Origin of the sequence: Mesorhizobium sp. M1334 (genome assembly GCF_040317995.1) — a bacterium.
Taxonomy (GTDB): Bacteria; Pseudomonadota; Alphaproteobacteria; order Rhizobiales; family Rhizobiaceae; genus Mesorhizobium.
The window spans coordinates 100,272-117,163 of the sequence record NZ_JAMYLM010000012.1 but is presented as its reverse complement, the minus strand read 5'-3'; the positions used below and the strand labels follow the sequence as shown (position 1 = coordinate 117,163).

The 16,892-nt window shown below is 61.6% G+C and carries 17 protein-coding genes; 5 read left to right on the top strand and 12 right to left on the bottom strand.

The window, feature by feature from the left end:
- Positions 1-318: 318 nt before the first annotated feature.
- The 5 genes from tsf to NKH17_RS20625 all read right to left on the bottom strand — a co-directional run bounded on the left by tsf (position 319) and on the right by NKH17_RS20625 (position 4,945).
- A complete protein-coding gene (gene tsf / locus NKH17_RS20645) occupies positions 319-1,242 on the bottom strand; it encodes a translation elongation factor Ts (RefSeq protein ID WP_352645643.1) in 924 nt (307 codons plus the stop codon).
- Positions 1,243-1,361: 119 nt separating this feature from the next.
- Positions 1,362-2,159: a 30S ribosomal protein S2 gene (gene rpsB, locus NKH17_RS20640; protein WP_254817316.1), complete on the bottom strand. Its 798-nt coding sequence runs from the start codon at positions 2,157-2,159 to the stop codon at positions 1,362-1,364.
- 204 nt (positions 2,160-2,363) lie between these two features.
- On the bottom strand, positions 2,364-2,642 hold the full coding sequence (locus NKH17_RS20635; protein WP_352645641.1) for a DUF4031 domain-containing protein: 279 nt from the start codon (positions 2,640-2,642) through the stop codon (positions 2,364-2,366).
- A 42-nt stretch (positions 2,643-2,684) separates the two neighbouring features.
- Entirely contained in the window at positions 2,685-3,983 is a 1,299-nt protein-coding gene (locus NKH17_RS20630; protein WP_352898935.1) for a lysophospholipid acyltransferase family protein, read from the bottom strand.
- A 134-nt stretch (positions 3,984-4,117) separates the two neighbouring features.
- Entirely contained in the window at positions 4,118-4,945 is an 828-nt protein-coding gene (locus tag NKH17_RS20625) for a cell envelope integrity EipB family protein (RefSeq protein ID WP_352807070.1), read from the bottom strand.
- Positions 4,946-5,084: 139 nt separating this feature from the next.
- On the opposite strand from NKH17_RS20625, the gene NKH17_RS20620 reads away from it, so the two are divergent.
- The 4 genes from NKH17_RS20620 to NKH17_RS20605 all read left to right on the top strand — a co-directional run bounded on the left by NKH17_RS20620 (position 5,085) and on the right by NKH17_RS20605 (position 8,099).
- A complete protein-coding gene (locus tag NKH17_RS20620) occupies positions 5,085-5,549 on the top strand; it encodes a RidA family protein (protein ID WP_352898938.1) in 465 nt (154 codons plus the stop codon).
- 14 nt (positions 5,550-5,563) lie between these two features.
- On the top strand, positions 5,564-6,292 hold the full coding sequence (locus tag NKH17_RS20615) for a glycerophosphodiester phosphodiesterase (protein WP_352898941.1): 729 nt from the start codon (positions 5,564-5,566) through the stop codon (positions 6,290-6,292).
- Positions 6,293-6,332: 40 nt separating this feature from the next.
- Positions 6,333-7,547 (top strand): GNAT family N-acetyltransferase, encoded by a 1,215-nt coding sequence (locus tag NKH17_RS20610; RefSeq protein WP_352898942.1) that lies wholly within the window; start codon positions 6,333-6,335, stop codon positions 7,545-7,547.
- Between the two features lie 120 nt (positions 7,548-7,667).
- Positions 7,668-8,099, top strand: coding sequence for an HIT family protein (locus NKH17_RS20605; protein ID WP_352898945.1), 432 nt, complete (start codon positions 7,668-7,670; stop codon positions 8,097-8,099).
- A 94-nt stretch (positions 8,100-8,193) separates the two neighbouring features.
- On the opposite strand, the gene clpA is transcribed toward NKH17_RS20605, so the two are convergent.
- The 3 genes from clpA to NKH17_RS20590 all read right to left on the bottom strand — a co-directional run bounded on the left by clpA (position 8,194) and on the right by NKH17_RS20590 (position 11,599).
- On the bottom strand, positions 8,194-10,662 hold the full coding sequence (gene clpA / locus NKH17_RS20600; protein WP_352801709.1) for an ATP-dependent Clp protease ATP-binding subunit ClpA: 2,469 nt from the start codon (positions 10,660-10,662) through the stop codon (positions 8,194-8,196).
- A 6-nt stretch (positions 10,663-10,668) separates the two neighbouring features.
- Positions 10,669-10,995 (bottom strand): ATP-dependent Clp protease adapter ClpS, encoded by a 327-nt coding sequence (gene clpS, locus NKH17_RS20595; protein WP_023717744.1) that lies wholly within the window; start codon positions 10,993-10,995, stop codon positions 10,669-10,671.
- Between the two features lie 274 nt (positions 10,996-11,269).
- On the bottom strand, positions 11,270-11,599 hold the full coding sequence (locus tag NKH17_RS20590; RefSeq protein WP_352898947.1) for a phasin family protein: 330 nt from the start codon (positions 11,597-11,599) through the stop codon (positions 11,270-11,272).
- Positions 11,600-11,899: 300 nt separating this feature from the next.
- Here NKH17_RS20590 and NKH17_RS20585 point away from each other — a divergent pair, with 300 nt between their 5' ends.
- Positions 11,900-13,288 (top strand): SPOR domain-containing protein, encoded by a 1,389-nt coding sequence (locus NKH17_RS20585; protein WP_352898950.1) that lies wholly within the window; start codon positions 11,900-11,902, stop codon positions 13,286-13,288.
- A gap of 48 nt (positions 13,289-13,336) precedes the next feature.
- On the opposite strand, the gene NKH17_RS20580 is transcribed toward NKH17_RS20585, so the two are convergent.
- The 4 genes from NKH17_RS20580 to NKH17_RS20565 form a co-directional block, all read right to left on the bottom strand.
- A complete protein-coding gene (locus tag NKH17_RS20580) occupies positions 13,337-14,035 on the bottom strand; it encodes a DnaJ domain-containing protein (protein ID WP_254817325.1) in 699 nt (232 codons plus the stop codon).
- Positions 14,035-14,766, bottom strand: coding sequence for a vWA domain-containing protein (locus tag NKH17_RS20575; RefSeq protein ID WP_023674917.1), 732 nt, complete (start codon positions 14,764-14,766; stop codon positions 14,035-14,037). The genes NKH17_RS20580 and NKH17_RS20575 overlap by 1 nt, the downstream gene beginning before the upstream one ends.
- Before the next feature lie 62 nt (positions 14,767-14,828).
- Positions 14,829-15,266: a DUF1489 family protein gene (locus NKH17_RS20570; protein ID WP_254817327.1), complete on the bottom strand. Its 438-nt coding sequence runs from the start codon at positions 15,264-15,266 to the stop codon at positions 14,829-14,831.
- Between the two features lie 85 nt (positions 15,267-15,351).
- Complete coding sequence (locus NKH17_RS20565; protein WP_254817328.1) at positions 15,352-16,755, bottom strand: L-serine ammonia-lyase; 1,404 nt, start codon at positions 16,753-16,755, stop codon at positions 15,352-15,354.
- Positions 16,756-16,892: the final 137 nt, after the last annotated feature.

The following is a 16,892-nucleotide window of genomic DNA, read 5'->3' as shown; positions in this document are numbered from 1 at the left end:
CGCCCGAGCCGGAAAACTCTCTTCCAGCTCAGCTTACACGGCAAAAGCACCTTGCATGAACAGGTTCGGCATGTAGCCAGCCGGCTCGTCACCGACTGTCTGACCTCCGGTAAGGCCACCCTGTATTTCCGAGCCGAAGAACGAATACGAAAAAGGGTGTGAATGACCGGCTCACCGCATCGAGCCGTGCCCGAACGTCCTGCGCAATGTCGAAATCGAGCGCGCCGAGGTCGTCCTTGAGTTGATCCTACACCGCGCAAGAAATCGGCCGGGCATCCTCGCGGACACCCGGCCGAAAAAGCCTTTTAAACGAATAGTTTACTTCTTGACCGCTGCCGCGACTTCCGCCGCGAAATCGGTCTCTTCCTTCTCGATGCCCTCACCGAGCGCGAAGCGCAGATAGGCAGCGATTTTGGCTGGCGCGCCGATCTCGCTTTCGGCATCCTTCAGCGCCTTCTCGACGGTGATGTCGGGATTGAGCACGAAAGCCTGCTTGAGCAGCACGACCTCTTCGTAGAACTTGCGCAAACGGCCCTCGACCATCTTCTCGATAATCGCTTCTGGCTTGCCGGACTGGCGTGCCTGGTCGGCGAAGATCGCCTTCTCGCGCTCCACCGCGGCCGGATCGAGCTCTTCAGTGGTCAAGGCCATCGGATTGGTGGCAGCGACATGCATGGCAACCTGACGGGCGAAGGCGTTCGCGGCATGCGCGTTGCCTGTCGTCTCGATGGCCACCAGCACGCCGAGCTTGCCGAGGCCGTCGGCGACCGCATTGTGAACGTAGGTTGCGACAGCGCCGTGCTCGACGGTGAGCTTGGCCGAGCGGCGGAAGCCCAGATTCTCGCCGATGGTGCCGACGGCGTCCTTGATGGTCTCGGCGACCGACTTGCCCGAGCCCGGATAGGGAGCAGCGGCAACGGCCTCGGTCTTGCCGCCATAGGCAAGCGCGACCTTCGCGGCATTGGCGACGATCTCCTGGAACGCAGCATTGCGGGCAACGAAGTCCGTCTCGGAATTGACCTCGACGATCGCTGCCTCGCGGACGCCGGAATCGACGCCGATCAGGCCTTCGGCAGCGGTACGGCCAGCCTTCTTGTCGGCCTTGGAAATGCCCTTCTTGCGCAGCCAGTCGATGGCTTCTTCCATATTGCCGTTGGTCTCGTTCAACGCCGCCTTGCAGTCCATCATGCCCGCGCCGGTCAAGTCGCGGAGTTCTTTGACCTGTGCAGCCGAAATGCTCATTGTCGCCTCTTTGTCTAAATGCACTGACGCACCATCGATCTTCGATGATGCGCCTGGTGCCGGTAGCGCTTACCGCGCCAACATATTGGAAAGATGAAGGCCGCAGCCGGCCTTCGCTACTATGCTTCCGGGGTCTGGGCTGCCGGGCTCTCGGCGGCCGGGGTCTGCTCGAGCGCCGGCTCGACCGGAGCCTCGACCGATGCGCCGATATCGACACCGAGCGCGCCCTGCTGACGGGCGATGCCGTCGATAGCTGCCTTGGCGATCAGATCGCAATACAGCTGGATGGCGCGGGCCGCGTCGTCATTGCCGGGGATCGGGAAGTCGATCTTGTCCGGGTCGCAGTTGGAATCGATGATGGCAACGACCGGGATGCCGAGACGCTTGGCCTCGAGAATGGCGATCGCTTCCTTGTTGGTGTCGATCACGAACATCAAATCGGGCGTCGAACCCATATCCTTGATGCCGCCCAGCGCCTTGTCGAGCTTTTCACGCTCGCGATCGAGGTTGAGGCGCTCCTTCTTGGTTAGGCCCTGTGCCTCGCCGGCCAGCATCTCGTCGAGCTTGCGCAGGCGCTGGATGGAATTCGAGATCGTCTTCCAGTTGGTCAGCATGCCGCCGAGCCAGCGCGAATTGACATAGTACTGGGCCGAGCGCTGCGCGGCATCGGCGACAATGTCGGAGGCCTGGCGCTTGGTGCCGACGAACAGCACGCGGCCGCCCTTGGCAACAGTGTCGGAAACCTGCTTCAGCGCCTGGTGCAGCAGGGGCACCGTCTGCGAGAGGTCGATGATGTGGATGTTGTTGCGGGCGCCGTAGATATAGGGCGCCATTTTCGGGTTCCAGCGGTGGGTCTGGTGGCCGAAGTGAATGCCAGCTTCCAATAGCTGGCGCATGCTGAAATCAGGCAGAGCCATTCTTATTTCCTTTCCGGTTAGCCTCCACGGACACAGGCATTTTTGGACTTTGTCCTCGAACGCCACCGGAGGTTTCAGCCGGATTTCTCCCGGGCAGACACCAAAGTCCGTGTGTGGAATGAGCGCGCATATAGAGGGGAAGCGCGACAAACGCAAGCGCTGTGGCGTCTTGCGGCTCAGCGTGCGGCGATCAGCGCACCGGTGTCATTGTCCCATCTTCCCCTTCGGCACCCGCACCCGCCGGAAAACAGCGACGATCTCCTCGCGGGTGCATTCGATGGCGCCGAGCCGCACCGCGCGGTCGCGCTCCAACCCGGTTATGTCATAATGCGGCGCCGATGTCTTGGGCGGCCCTTGATAGGACGAGTGCTTGATGCCGAGCTGCGCGGCGAAGCGATGCAGCTCGTCGGTATCGTCTGCCAGCAGATGACACCAGCGGTGGCCGACCCATTTCCAGATCGCCGCATCGACATAGACCGCCATGAGGTTTGCCGCACTCCTTCATCTTGCGCCGACCACACGCCGCTAACGATGATAGAAGGGATTGGCATAGAAAATGAAGGCGCCGCCGGCCTCGAGTTGCGTCATCGTCCTGGTGACGGTCTCCTGCATCCGGTCGTGCAGTTCGGCGCGTGCCTCCTCGACGGAACCTTGATAAGCGTGCAACCCTAGCGGCTCCGGTACCCGGACATAGGCGCGGCGTGGGCCTGCCGGCTGCGGCACGAAACGGTTGATCGTATCGCGCAGCGTACCCTTGCAATAGTCGTTGCGGATCCGCTTCAAATGTTCGGCGATCTCCTCCTGCGTGATGCGCGGATTGGCTGAGGCCCACGGCCCGACACGCTGCAGGCGCTGGATCGTATCTGCCAGCATTCGGACCTGCGTCTGGTTTTCGGTGCCGTCCATGTTCTCCCGCAGCCAGCGCCGCGAGCGCCGCAAAAGCTCGGCAGTGTCGAGCGTGTCGGCGTCGACCGAGACAAGTTCAGCAAGGCGACGGCCGAGTTCCGCGAGCAGGTCCTTTTGACGTGCGTCATACGAAACCCGCTCATCGGACCGCAGGCCATATGCAGCCTCATCGCGCGACAGCAACGTCGCATAGATATGATGGATGCGCTCCGGCAGCGAATCGGCGGCACGGCGTTCGATCTTCAGGCTGTTCTCGACATAGGCGCATTCCTTTGTCAGCGCTGCCTCGACATTCCCCGTGAAAGCAAGCTTCCAGACCACGGGCGCGATCCAAACCTTGAAATCCGGATCCGTCAGGCGGCCGCGCTTCAGCGCCTCGTATCCCATCTCGACCGCGCCTGGCAGCAGCGGGGCAACGATGTTGGCATGCCAGCCGACACCGCCTTCGGGATGCAGGAGCACGCCGTGCCCCTTCAGCGCCCAGGCCACCGAATGTTCCTTGGCGGCCGCGCTGTTGCCCGGGATTTGCGCGATCAGATTGTTGGCCAACCAGAATTTCTGCATCAGCCGGCCAAGCCCGTTGACGACGCCGTGCGTGGCCCAGGATGCCGTCAGCGGGCTTACCCGCGAGACGACCTCCTTGTCGATCATCCAGTCGGTAAAGAATTCGGGATGGTTGGGCGTGATGAACGTCGCCTTGCCCGCACCGCAACAAGCCTTCAGCCTTTGCCGGTCATCCTCTGGAAAATAGATGTGGCGGACATTGGCGACGCCGCGCAAACCGGCCAGACAGTTGAACGGCAACAGGTCGCGAAAGCCTGGAATGCCGTGCAGCATGACAATTCGGTTGACGAACGTCATGGCCTTGATCAGCGTCGCATTGGGCCGCGGCGCCACAAAAACGTCGATCCTGCTCAACCTGCTCCCCCACGGCGCTTACCGTCGTTAGACGATGATGGGCAATTGCGGCATGCTCAAGTCGATACGACACGCCCGCAAGATCAAGCGCTACTATCCCGGATAGCGGCCGGCGGCTTGTCGTTGGTTCCAGCCTATTTCGACGGGCAGGTCTTTGGCTGATCGAACAGCGACAGATTGACCAGTTTGCCGGTCATCGAGAACTCGCCATAGTCCATGACGAGATCGCGCGTGATGCCGTTCTTGTGCAGCTTGAAGCTGATCCGGTATTCCGGCACCTCCTCGCCGCCTTTGTCGGCATCATCGAAATAGGCGATGTCGACCGGCCAGTATTTGTCGGTGGCGAGCTTGGCCAGCGCCGGCGCTTCCGGATCGGCGTTGTCGGCATCGGCTTGCTTGCCGACGACGACGGTGGTGGTCACCACCTTGTTGGCATCCTCAGAGCCGTCGAACAGGTTGGTTTCGTAGAAGCGCTCACCCTTTTCCGCCTTGCCGATCATTTCGACCATTTGCTGGGTCGGGAACTGGGTCGGCGCGAGTTCCAGGCTGTTCTTCTCGGGCTTGTCGATATCGACCTTGAGACCGTTGGCCTCCTTCGTTGCGGTACCCTTGACCTCCTTGTCGAGGTTCTGGTCGACAAAGGATTTGTTCACGAAGGAGAAGGTCTTGCCCTCGGCGTCCTCGAAGGTGGTCATCTGCTGGTCGGTCAGCCTGGTGTTGTCGCTGGTTACGATCTGGGTCACCAAACGGAACTTTACCGTATAGCCCTCGCAAGGCGAGCCGTTGAACTCGTAGACCATGCGGCCGGTGATGCCGGTGATGCCGGAGCGGTCGGAGGCTTTGTCGAGTGAAATGTCGTAAACCGCGCGATGCGCCTGCAGCGCCGGCACCGCAAAAGCGGGAGCCGCCCAGGAAGCCGCTGTCAAGAGAACGGCGTTGAATACGAGGCGCGTTGCGCGCATGGGGTGCTCCGATCATCGCGGCTAATGGCAGGCCGCATGGAAAGATGGTCCAGCTTAAAAAAAGTCGTGGCGGAAGCGAGGCAAAAATAGCAATTTCGGCCCGGCCTGCGCGGCACCTTCAAGCAATTAGGGAAATAGCATGAGCGAAACAATCGAAAAGCGGCTAAGCGGTCTCGGCGTGACGCTACCGGCCGCCGCCGCGCCCGCCGCCAATTATGTGCCGTATTGCAGGACCGGCAATCTGCTGTTCACCGCCGGGCAGTTGCCGCTCAAGGACGGCAAGCTCCAGGCGAGCGGACTACTTGGCCGCGATGTCGACACCGCGACCGGCAAGGAAGCCGCAAAATACTGTGCGATCAACATATTGGCGCAGGCCCAGGCAGCACTTGGCGATCTCGAGAAAATCCGTCGCTTGGTGAAGATCACCGTCTTCGTCGCCTCGGCACCGGATTTTGTCGAACAGCATCTGGTTGCCAACGGTGCCTCGGATTTTCTCGCCGCGGTGCTCGGCGATCGCGGCAAGCACGCTCGCTCCGCCGTCGGCACCGCCTCCCTGCCGCTTAATGCCGCAGTGGAAATCGAAGCGATCTTCGAAATCGAATGACCGGGACTGCAACCATGACCGATCTTTCCTGGCTGACCGCCCGGCCCGTCGCCCATCGCGGCCTCCACGACATGAACAAGACGCGCTGGGAGAACACCCTTTCCGCCTTCGCCGCGGCGGCCGAGCGCGGCTACGCGATCGAATGCGACGTGCACCTGTCATCCGACGGCGTCCCCGTCATCATCCACGATGGCGATCTGCGGCGGCTAACCGGCGAAAACGGCTTCGTCTGGCAGCGTACGGCTGCCGAGATCACCGCGCTGAAGGTCGGCGGCACCGCTGACCATTTGCCGACGCTGCAGCAGGCGCTTGATCTGGTCGACGGCCGTGTGCCGATGGTTGTCGAACTGAAAGGAGCTGCCGGGCACGACGAAGGCCTGGTCGAAAGCGTCGGCAAGATGCTCAAGCAATACAAGGGCAAGACTGCGATCATGTCGTTCGACCATTGGCTGATCCGTGAGTTCCCGAAATATGCCCCCGGCATACCCGGCGGGTTGACCGCCTACGGCAACGACAACCACCTGATCGAGGCGCATTTCGCCATGCTGGCGCATGACATCGCCTTCACCTCCTACGCCGCCGGCGACCTGCCGAACCGGTTCGTCTCCTTCGTGCGAGAAAAACTCGGTATGCCGGTGATCACCTGGACCGTGCACGACCAGCCTGCCGTCGAGCTGACCTTCAAATATGCCGACCAGATGACGTTCGAAGGATTCGAGCCAGATCTGGTACGGCTTGCTTGAGCGGGCTTGTATGGGTCAGCAGCGAGCTTAAGTAAGCCCCATGGATCAAGGGGACGACTGCGAAAGACAAACGGCGAACGCGGAGCTGTCGATCCGCATCGCGGCGGGCATCGGGGCCTTTACCAGCGCTGAATGGGACAACCTCGGCGGCACTACGCGCGGCGATGCCGAAAACGGCTACAACCCCCTTGTTTCATTAGCTTTTTTGAGCGCGCTGGAAGATTCCGGCTGCGCTGTTCGGCGTACCGGCTGGCAAGGCCATCACCTGAGGCTGGAAACCGCCCGAGGCAAGCTGCTCGGGGCGGTCCCCTGCTATCTGAAGTCGCACAGCCAGGGCGAATATGTATTCGACCATGGCTGGTCGGACGCATTCGAACGTGCCGGCGGGCGCTACTACCCGAAGCTGCAATGCGCGGTGCCGTTCACGCCCGTCACCGGCCCTCGCCTGCTGGTCGGCAAGGGCGAGGACAGTCCCACCGTCAAGGCCGGTCTTGCGGCCGGCCTGAAGGCGGTGACGGATAAGCTCGGCGTGTCTTCCGCCCATGTCACCTTCGCGCCGGAGGACGATGTCCAGATATTGGCGGCGGCCGGTTTCCTGCATCGCACCGACCAGCAGTTTCACTTCTTCAACGAAGGTTTTTCGAGCTATGACGATTTTCTCGCGACGTTAGCGTCGCGCAAGCGCAAGGCAATGAAGAAAGAGCGGCGCGAGGCGCTCGCCGACGGCATCTCGATCGACTGGCTGACCGGCAAGGATCTGACCGAAAAGGCCTGGGACGACTTTTTCGCGTTCTACATGGATACCGGCAGCAGGAAGTGGGGCCGGCCCTACCTCAACCGCGATTTCTTCTCTCTAATCGGCGAGCGCATGGCCGACGACATCCTGCTGGTCATGGCCAAACGCAACGGACGCTACATAGCGGGCGCCATCAACTTCATCGGCTCAGACGCGCTCTACGGCCGCAACTGGGGCTGCATCGAGGACCACCCATTCCTGCATTTCGAAGTCTGCTACCATCAGGCAATCGATTTCGCCATCTCGCGCAAGCTGAAGGTGGTTGAAGCCGGTGCTCAGGGCGAGCACAAGCTGGCGCGCGGCTACCGGCCCGTGACGATGCATTCGGCGCACTATATCGCCCATCCAGGTCTGCGCAATGCAGTGGCCGACTACCTCCAGCGCGAGCGGCGCGAAGTCGAGCGGATGAGCGAATATCTGGAAGAGCACACCCCGTTCCGCAAGGACATGGCGGAGTAGGGTAGCGGGCCCCAATCGCTCAGCCGCGCGGGCCCGCATGGCCGATGTCGATCGATCGTCTTGCCCGCCCGGAACAGCTTCGCTACACGAGACAGCGAGCCAAGAACCGGAGCGCGCGCCATGGCCGAAGCAACCTACGACAGCAGCAACATCTTCGCCAAAATCCTGCGCGGAGAAATCCCCTCGCACCGCGTCTACGAGGATGAAGCGGTCATTGCCTTCATGGATGTGATGCCGCAAGGACAGGGTCACACGCTGGTGGTGCCGAAAGCGCCGTCGCGCAACCTGCTTGACGCGGATCCGGCGGTGCTTGGCCCGCTCTTCGCTCACGTCCAGAAAGTTGCGCGGGCCGTAAAGAAGGCCTTCGATGCAGATGGCGTCACGGTTATGCAGTTCAACGAACCAGCTTCGGGGCAGACTGTCTTTCACCTTCACGTCCATGTCATTCCGCGCTTCGAGGGCATTCCCCTGAAACCGCACAGCGGACAGATGGAAAAGCCTGAAGTCCTGGCCCAGAACGCCGGCAAGATACGGATGGCGCTGGCAAGCTGAACCGGCGCAAACCGCTCCGGCGGGCGCCGGGTGCTTAACCGGAGGGTGTCACAAAAAAAGCCCCGTTTCCGGGGCTTTTTTACTGGCTGGTTCGTCAGTTCTTACGCGGCAGTTGCGGCACGAGACTGCGCTTGCCGCCGTCCTTACCTTTGGGCTCCGGCTTCTGCGCCACCGCCTTTTTCGCGGCGGGCTTCTTTGCCACCGCCTTCTTGGCCTTCGGCACGTCGTCCGGCTCTTCCTTCTTCGGCTTCACCGGCGCCTCGTCGGCGAGCGATTCGAGCTTCAGGCCGGTCTCGCCGGTTTCCTTCTTCTCGACGGTGACACGCACCGTGCCGCCCTTCTTGAGCTTGCCGAACAGCACCTCGTCGGCCAGCGGCTTCTTGATGTGCTCCTGGATGACACGGCCAAGCGGCCGGGCGCCCATGCGCTCGTCATAGCCCTTGTCGGCCAGCCATGCGATTGCATCCTGCGACAAATCGAAGGTCACGCCACGCTCGGAAAGCTGCGCTTCCAGCTGCATGACGAACTTTTGCACCACCTGATGGATGACCGGCACCGGCAGCGAGCCGAACGGAATGATCGCATCGAGACGATTGCGGAACTCCGGCGTGAACAGCCGGTTGATCGCCTCGACATCGTCGCCTTCGCGCTTGGTCGAACCGAAACCGATCGCCGCGCGCTGCGCATCGGATGCGCCCGCATTGGTGGTCATGATCAGGATGACATTGCGGAAGTCGATCTGCTTGCCGTTATGGTCGGTCAGCTTGCCGTGGTCCATGACCTGCAACAGGATGTTGAACAGGTCCGGATGCGCCTTCTCGACTTCGTCCAGCAACAGCACGCAATGCGGATGCTGGTCGACGCCGTCGGTCAGAAGGCCGCCCTGGTCGAAGCCGACATAGCCGGGAGGCGCGCCGATCAACCGCGAAACGGTGTGGCGTTCCATATATTCCGACATGTCGAAGCGGATCAGCTCCACGCCGAGCGAGGCGGCGAGCTGCTTGGCCACTTCCGTCTTGCCGACACCGGTCGGGCCCGAGAACAGGTACGAGCCGATCGGCTTTTCCGGTTCCCGCAGGCCGGCCCGCGCCAGCTTGATGGCCGAGGTCAGCGCTGTGATCGCGGTGTCCTGGCCGTAAACGACGCGCTTCAACTCGATGTCGAGGCCTTGCAGCACCTTCTCGTCGTCGGCGGAAACCGTCTTCGGCGGGATGCGCGCCATGGTGGCGATCGTCGCTTCGATCTCCTTGATGCCGATGGTCTTCTTGCGCTTGGCTTCCGGCACCAGCATTTGCGAGGCACCTGTCTCGTCGATCACGTCGATCGCCTTGTCCGGCAGCTTGCGGTCGTTGATGTAACGCGCCGAGAGTTCGACCGAAGCCTTGATCGCCTCGCTCGTGTAGCGGACCTTGTGGAACTCCTCGAAATAAGGCTTGAGGCCCTTCATGATCTCGATGGCGTCCTCGACCGTCGGCTCGTTGACGTCGATCTTCTGGAAGCGCCGCACCAGCGCGCGGTCCTTCTCGAAGAACTGGCGGAACTCCTTGTAGGTGGTCGAGCCGATGCAGCGGATGGCGCCGGACGACAGTGCGGGTTTTAACAGGTTCGATGCATCCATGGCGCCGCCGGAGGTGGCCCCTGCCCCGATCACGGTGTGGATTTCATCGATGAACAGCACGGCGCCGGGATAATCCTCGAGCTCCTTGACGACCTGCTTCAGCCGCTCCTCGAAATCGCCGCGATAGCGGGTGCCGGCCAACAGCGTGCCCATGTCGAGCGCGAAGATGGTGGCATTGTGCAGCACTTCGGGAACGTCGCCCTCGACGATGCGCTTGGCGAGGCCTTCGGCGATGGCCGTCTTGCCGACGCCGGGATCACCGACATAGAGGGGGTTGTTCTTGGAGCGGCGGCACAGCACCTGGATGGTCCGGTTGATCTCGCTCTCGCGACCGATCAATGGATCGATCTTGCCGGCCTTGGCCTTGTTGTTCAGGTTGACGCAATAGGCAGTCAGCGCGTCCTGCTGCTGCTTCTTCTTGCCGCCTTCGTCTTGCGGCTCGGCTCCGCTCTGGCTGCCTTGCTCGTCGTCGGCGCCGCGCGGGGTACGCGTCTCGGAAGCGCCGGGGCGCTTGGCGATGCCATGCGAGATGTAGTTGACCGCGTCGTAGCGGGTCATCTGCTGTTCCTGCAGGAAGTAAGCGGCGTGGCTTTCACGCTCAGCGAAGATGGCGACGAGCACGTTGGCGCCGGATACTTCCTCGCGGCCTGACGACTGCACATGGATCACCGCGCGCTGGATGACGCGCTGGAAACCGGCAGTCGGCTTGGAATCTTCATCGTAGCCGGTGACGAGATTGTCGAGCTCGGTGTCGATATAGGTGAGAACCGTATGCTTCAACTCGTCGAGATCGACGTTGCAGGCACGCATGACGGCCGCCGCCTCGGTGTCGTCGATCAGGGCGAGCAGCAAATGTTCAAGGGTTGCATATTCATGGTGCCGCTCATTGGCGAGCGTCAGCGCTTGGTGAAGCGCCTTTTCCAGGCCTTGGGAGAAAGCCGGCATGTTACCTCACTTCTTCTCCATCACGCATTGCAGCGGATGCTGATTCTGTCGGGCGAAATCCATGACCTGAGACACTTTGGTCTCGGCCACCTCGAATGTATAGACCCCGCACTCGCCCACCCCATGATTGTGAACATGAAGCATTATGCGTGTGGCGGCTTCGCGGTCCTTCTGGAAAAAGCGCTCCAGCACGTGGACCACGAATTCCATGGGTGTGTAGTCGTCGTTAAGAATGAGGACCCGATACAGACTGGGCTTCTTGGTCTTGGTTTTTGTGCGCGTGATGACGGCCGTGCCGCGACCGGCCTCATTGCCGTTGCTGCCGTTCTGCATTCGCACCACGTAGCTCGTGGCAGTCAAACCTGTAGTCACGTAGTCCTGCCTCTTTCGAATCCTCATGCATGCTCGACATGTAGGTGTTCGATGGACGATTTTAAGCCCTTCTGTTTAGCTGACAATATGGCTAGGTGGCCAAACTTGACCGATTTTTCAAATCGTGAAGACCGTAGGCCCCCGATTTCGAGCTGGCATTAAAAAACCCGGCCGCGCGTTCGCGACCGGGTCTGTCTTTGCAAGCCCAGGGGCCGGCTCGGAATGTTCGTCGAATTTACTTCGCCTTGGCGACGATCGATTCGAACGGCTTGTAAGCTTCCTTGGCGAGTTCGACATAGAGATCGCCAAGCTTGGTGGCCTCGGTGACGAAGCTCTCATAGGACTGCTTGGCATAGTCGGACTGGATCTCAATCGCCTTGTCCAGCGACTTGGCGGAAAAGAGCTTTTCGACGACGGCGCTACCGGCTTCGAAGCTTTTCTTGGTGTACTCGCCCGCCTCGGCGGCGATAGCCTGTGCACCCTTGGACAGCGAGGCGAAGCTCTTCAATCCGGTGTCCGCAAATTCCTTGCCGTATTTGCTGAAATCTTCATAGGTCTGGGTCATTTCACGCTTTCCCTTGAACGGTTGCCTTGGACGATAGACGCGCCTTGTCCGGGCCGCGTTGTGCAATGCGTGTAAATATATTGTGCAGTGCACAAAAAGTCAAGATTCCCGCGGCAATGCGCATCGTGAGCTGCCGGCAATCGCTAAGATTCGAATAAAGAGAAGCTCAATCCCGCAGAAAATGGTGAACGCGGCGGTTACCATAAACGGATTGGTAACGCTGCCCGCGTTAGCGTGGCCGAAGGTGAGGCAGGACCCCTTTGCCGCCTCCAAGGCAACGGAAATTCAAAGGAACTATCAGTGCGTAAGGCGTTGTCGGGCTTCGTTTCCAAATCCGCGTCCCCCCTCAAAACGATCATGATCCTCGCTATGGCGATGAGCTTCGTCGTCGCGGACGCGGCTTCATCCATGGCGGCCAAGTCGGCGGCCATCGTCATCGATGCCAAGACCGGCAAGGTACTTTATTCGTCCGATGCCGATGGCCGGCGCTATCCGGCCTCGCTTACCAAGATGATGACGCTTTATCTGACGTTCGAGGCATTGGCGAAGGGCAGGATCAGCAAGAATTCCCCGGTCGTGTTCTCGGCCAATGCCGCTGCCGAGCCGCCGACGAAGCTCGCCGTCAAGCGGGGCGGCTCGGTCACGGTCGAGACCGCGATCCTGTCGATGGTGACCAAATCGGCAAACGATTCCGCAACAGCGCTTGGCGAGATGCTCGGCGGCAATGAAGCCAATTTCGCCCGCATGATGACCGCCAAGGCGCGGGCGCTGGGAATGAGGGGAACCGTTTTCCGCAACGCCAACGGCTTGCCTGATCCCGGCCAGTTCACAACCGCGCGCGACATGGCGATGCTCGGCATCGCCCTGAGAGAGCATTTTCCGCAATATTACGGCTATTTCTCGCAGCGCTCCTTTCTTTATGGGCGGCAGCGCATCAACGGCCACAACCGTCTGCTCGGACGCATCAAGGGCGTCGACGGCATTAAGACCGGGTACACCCGCGCCTCCGGTTACAATCTGGTGTCCTCGGTCTCGGATGGCGATCGGCGGATCGTAGCGGTGGTCATGGGCGGCAGATCCGGCGGCAGCCGCGACAGCCAGATGGCCGGGTTGATCAATGCCTACATGCCGAAAGCGTCGTCGAGCGGCGGCGGCGTGCTGATTGCCAAGGCTGGCGGTGGCAATCCGATTTCAGCCTTGGCCAAGGTATTTCTACCGAAGCATGACGCGCCGACACCGGACAGTAAGCCGAACGACGATGCCGTTGCCTCCCTTGTCGAGGAAAATGCGCCCGTCGTTGAAGAAACCACTCCGGTCGTTCAGGCCAAGAGGGTCAAGACGACGGCCGTGGCGACGGTGGACGACGTGGCGACAGCCCGGGTCGCCGCAGCCTATGCCGAACCGGCGGCAGAGGTCGATCCGGTCAGCACGGCATCGGTGCCATCCGGCTGGGCAATCCAGGTCGCCTCTTCGCCAAAACAGGCCGAAGCGAAGGCTTACCTCGACAAGGCGACGAAGCAGGCACCCTCCGTTCTGGCCGATGCCTCCGGTTTCACCGTCGCCTTCGACAAGGACGGCGTCACCTACTACCGCGCCCGGTTCGGTGGTTTCGGTTCGAAGACCGCTGCCTGGAAGGCCTGCAACGCTTTGAAAAAGAAGAAGATCGAGTGCTACGCCGTCCAGCAGTAAGCGGCGCGCGAAACGATATCTTTCCCGAAAGTTCTGCGTCGAAGGAGACTAGTTGTGATTGGAGAGCAAGACGTCCTTGGCTTCATTGATCCGCGCCGCCAGGAAAGACGTGCCACCGATATCGGGGTGCAGGCGCTGCATCAGGCGGCGGTGCGCCTTGCGGACATCCGCCGCGGCAGCCCCCGCTTCAAGACCAAGGATCTTGTAGGCCTCCTCCTTAGTCATGGCGCCAGAACCTGGCGCAACACCCAGCCCTTCGCCGTCATTCGCATCAGCGTCTTTGCGCCAGATGGGAAATCTGCCGTCAAGATACGTCTCTAGCAATTGGCGGCTCTCCGGATCGCCGGAGAGTTCGCGATAGAGTTGCTGCAACTCGGCACGCCCCATCGAGCCAAGCATCTTGCCTTCATGGCGCCCGGCCAGCACGAGGCCTTCGAGGCCGCCGGTATCGTGATCGAGTTCCATTTCAAGCGCCGCGGTACGAACTGTCGAACGCTTGCCTTGTGCCAGTTTTGCCGCCGGCCGATTCATGCGCATGGAGCCGTACCAGGCGAGCGCAACCGACAGGATCAAGCCGCCGATGCCCTCGCGCCCGACCAGCAGCACGGCGACGCCGACCAGCCCGAGCAGTACAGGTCCAAGCGTTCTCATGCCGCCTGCAAGCTTCGCCGCATCGGCGCGCAGGAAGATGGTGAGCATGCCGAGAAGCACTAGAAGCAACGCTACAAAAGCGATAATTGCGCTCATCAGTTTCCGCCGCCCCGCATATGCTCGATCATCAGCCGGTCTTCCGGTCTGCCCCGGGCCTCTAGTGCTTTCAGCCCGCCGGTCGCAAACACGGCGACGGACGAAAGCAGGCCGGCCAAGGTTGCGGCAGCCCGCCGATCGAAGCGGAACCAGGCCCCTTTCGACAGCCGCGCAATCTCCTTGAACGCCTTTTCCGCGGCGGCATCATGGCCCTCCTGAAAGACGAAGACAGGAACGCCGTGCAGACCGAGGCTGCCGGCCTTTTCGGCCAGATCATCTATGTTTTCTTCCATCGCGTCGCCGATATAGACCAGCGCGTTGACCTTGGCCGCCGCCGTCTGTTTCAGGGCATGGGCGAGCACCTTGCCGATCTGGGTATGGCCGCTGCGGCAGTCGATGCGCGTCATCAGCTGCTTCAGAGCTTCGGTATCGGTGACGAATGCGGAGGAGCGGCACTCGCCAAGGCCGCGAAAATAGACAAGTTGAACCTTGAGCGCCCCGGCCTTGCCGACGGCGTCGAACATCTCGGCCTGCAGCGCACAGGCGAGATCCCAGGTCGGCTGGCGGCTCATCGTCGCGTCGAGGGACAGGATCAGCCTGCCTGAACCGGTGGCGGATGCAGCGAGCGTCCTTGCCTGACGGAGAAACGCGTCGATCTCGCCGGTGCTCGATTGAGACTCGACCGGTGCAGGATTGGCCCTTGCAGGCACGGGCTGCTTCTTGTCGCTCATGACATTCAAGATGTGGCGTTGTTCCCCGGCTTGCAAGCCCAGATGAGGCGACCTTCTCGGCGTCAGAGCAGGCCGAGATCGGCAAGCTCTCGCCTGAGCTTTGGCGGCATCTCGATCAGCCCGGCCTTGCCCTTTCCGAGATCGGCCGGCGCGTCCGCCTGCTTCAAGTAGCGCCATCCCTGGAATGCACGGCGCGGTTGCCAGACAGTGCGCACGACCTCGGGATCGAGGATCAGATGGCAACGGCCGATGCCCTCGTCATCGGTGAAGGGGCGGATTTCGGTGATCAGCTGGCGGCATTGGACATTGCCCTTGATCACCCAGTAGAGCGAGCCGCCGTCGGTAATCTCGACGCCGCGTGTCGGCACCATGCGGGTGGTGTGGTAGTGCTCGGCCGGTTCGCCGGCGCGGCGCCGCTCGTCGAGACGGAAAGCAATCCACTCTTCCAGATCCTCGACGCTGTCACAGCCGACGCAAAGCTTTATGAGATTGAGAGACATCGTTTAAGGTTTAGTCCAGCACGCGAACGCGTCAACGGCCTGATCGACTTCTCCACAGTGGTGGTCCAGGCCACCAGATTGGCGGTCAGCACTCCACGACATTGACTGCCAATCCGCCGAGGCTGGTTTCCTTGTACTTTTCGTTCATGTCGAGGCCGGTCTGGCGCATCGTCTCGATCGCGGCATCGAGCGGCACGAAATGAACGCCGTCGCCCTTGATGGCCAGCGAAGCGGCGGTCACCGCCTTGACGGCACCAAGCGCGTTGCGCTCGATACACGGCACCTGCACCAGCCCGCCGACTGGATCGCAGGTCATGCCGAGATGATGTTCCAACGCGATCTCGGCAGCGTTCTCGACCTGCTCGGGCGTGCCGCCCATGACGGCGCACAATCCCGCCGCAGCCATTGCCGAAGCCGAACCGACCTCGCCCTGGCAGCCGACTTCCGCCCCCGAGATCGAAGCATTGGTTTTGATGATGCCGCCGACGGCCGCCGCCGTCAGCAGGAAATCGCGTATGCTGGGCTGGTCGGCTTCTGGATGGAAATGCAACCAGTAGCGCAGCACTGCGGGCAGAGTGCCGGCCGCCCCATTGGTTGGCGCGGTGACGACACGGCCGCCGGCGGCGTTCTCCTCATTGACCGCCATCGCATAGATCGACAGCCAGTCGTTGGCGAGCAGCGGGTTGGGCCGGTTCTGCTGCCATTGCTCCTGCAGCTTGTCGTGCAGCATCCGGGCACGGCGGCGCACCTTGAGTCCGCCCGGCATGATGCCGTCTTGCGACAGGCCGCGCTCGATGCAGCCCTTCATGGCGCTCCAGATGCCGTCGAGGCCGGCGTCGAGCTCCTCGCGCGACATCTGCGTCTCCTCATTGACGCGCTTCATCTCGGCAATGGAAAGCCCGCTTTTCGCTGCCATGGACAGCATTTCGACGGCGTTCTTGAACGGATACGGAACCTTCTTGCCTTCGGTTGTCGCCGAGCCCCTTGCTTTCATCCGCTGCAGTTCCTCCTCGGACATTACGAAGCCGCCGCCGATCGAATAATAGACGCGCCTCAGCAGCAACCGGTCGCCGGCATCATAGGCAGAGAAGGCCATGCCATTGGCGTGACCCGGCAGCGGCGTCTTGCGATCCAGCACCAGATCCATTGCCGGGTCGAAACGATAGGACGGATGGCCGGGCGGCGAGATCCGCTTCTCGGCGGCGATGCGAGCGACGATGCCGTCCGCCTGGTCGGGATCCACCGTCTGCGGCGTCTGGCCGGCGAGGCCGAGCACCACGGCACGATCGGAGCCATGGCCGATGCCGGTATAGGCGAGCGAGCCATGCAGGCTGGCCGCGATCCGGTCGACCTTGGCGCCGGCCGGGCGCGGCCAGTCGTCTCCCGCAATCTCGTCGAGAAACCGCCGCGCAGCCGTCATCGGCCCCATCGTGTGCGAACTCGATGGGCCGATGCCGATCTTGAACAGGTCGAAAACCGAAAGGAACACGTGGGCGTTTTCTCCTGGGACCTTGTTGAGGTCTACATATAGGAATTCCCATGGTGTTTTCCGCTGTTTTGACGATTGCGGCGCTGCGCCTGCCGACCTTGTTTGCTCCGGCAGCGACATTCCAGCTTCGGCCATCG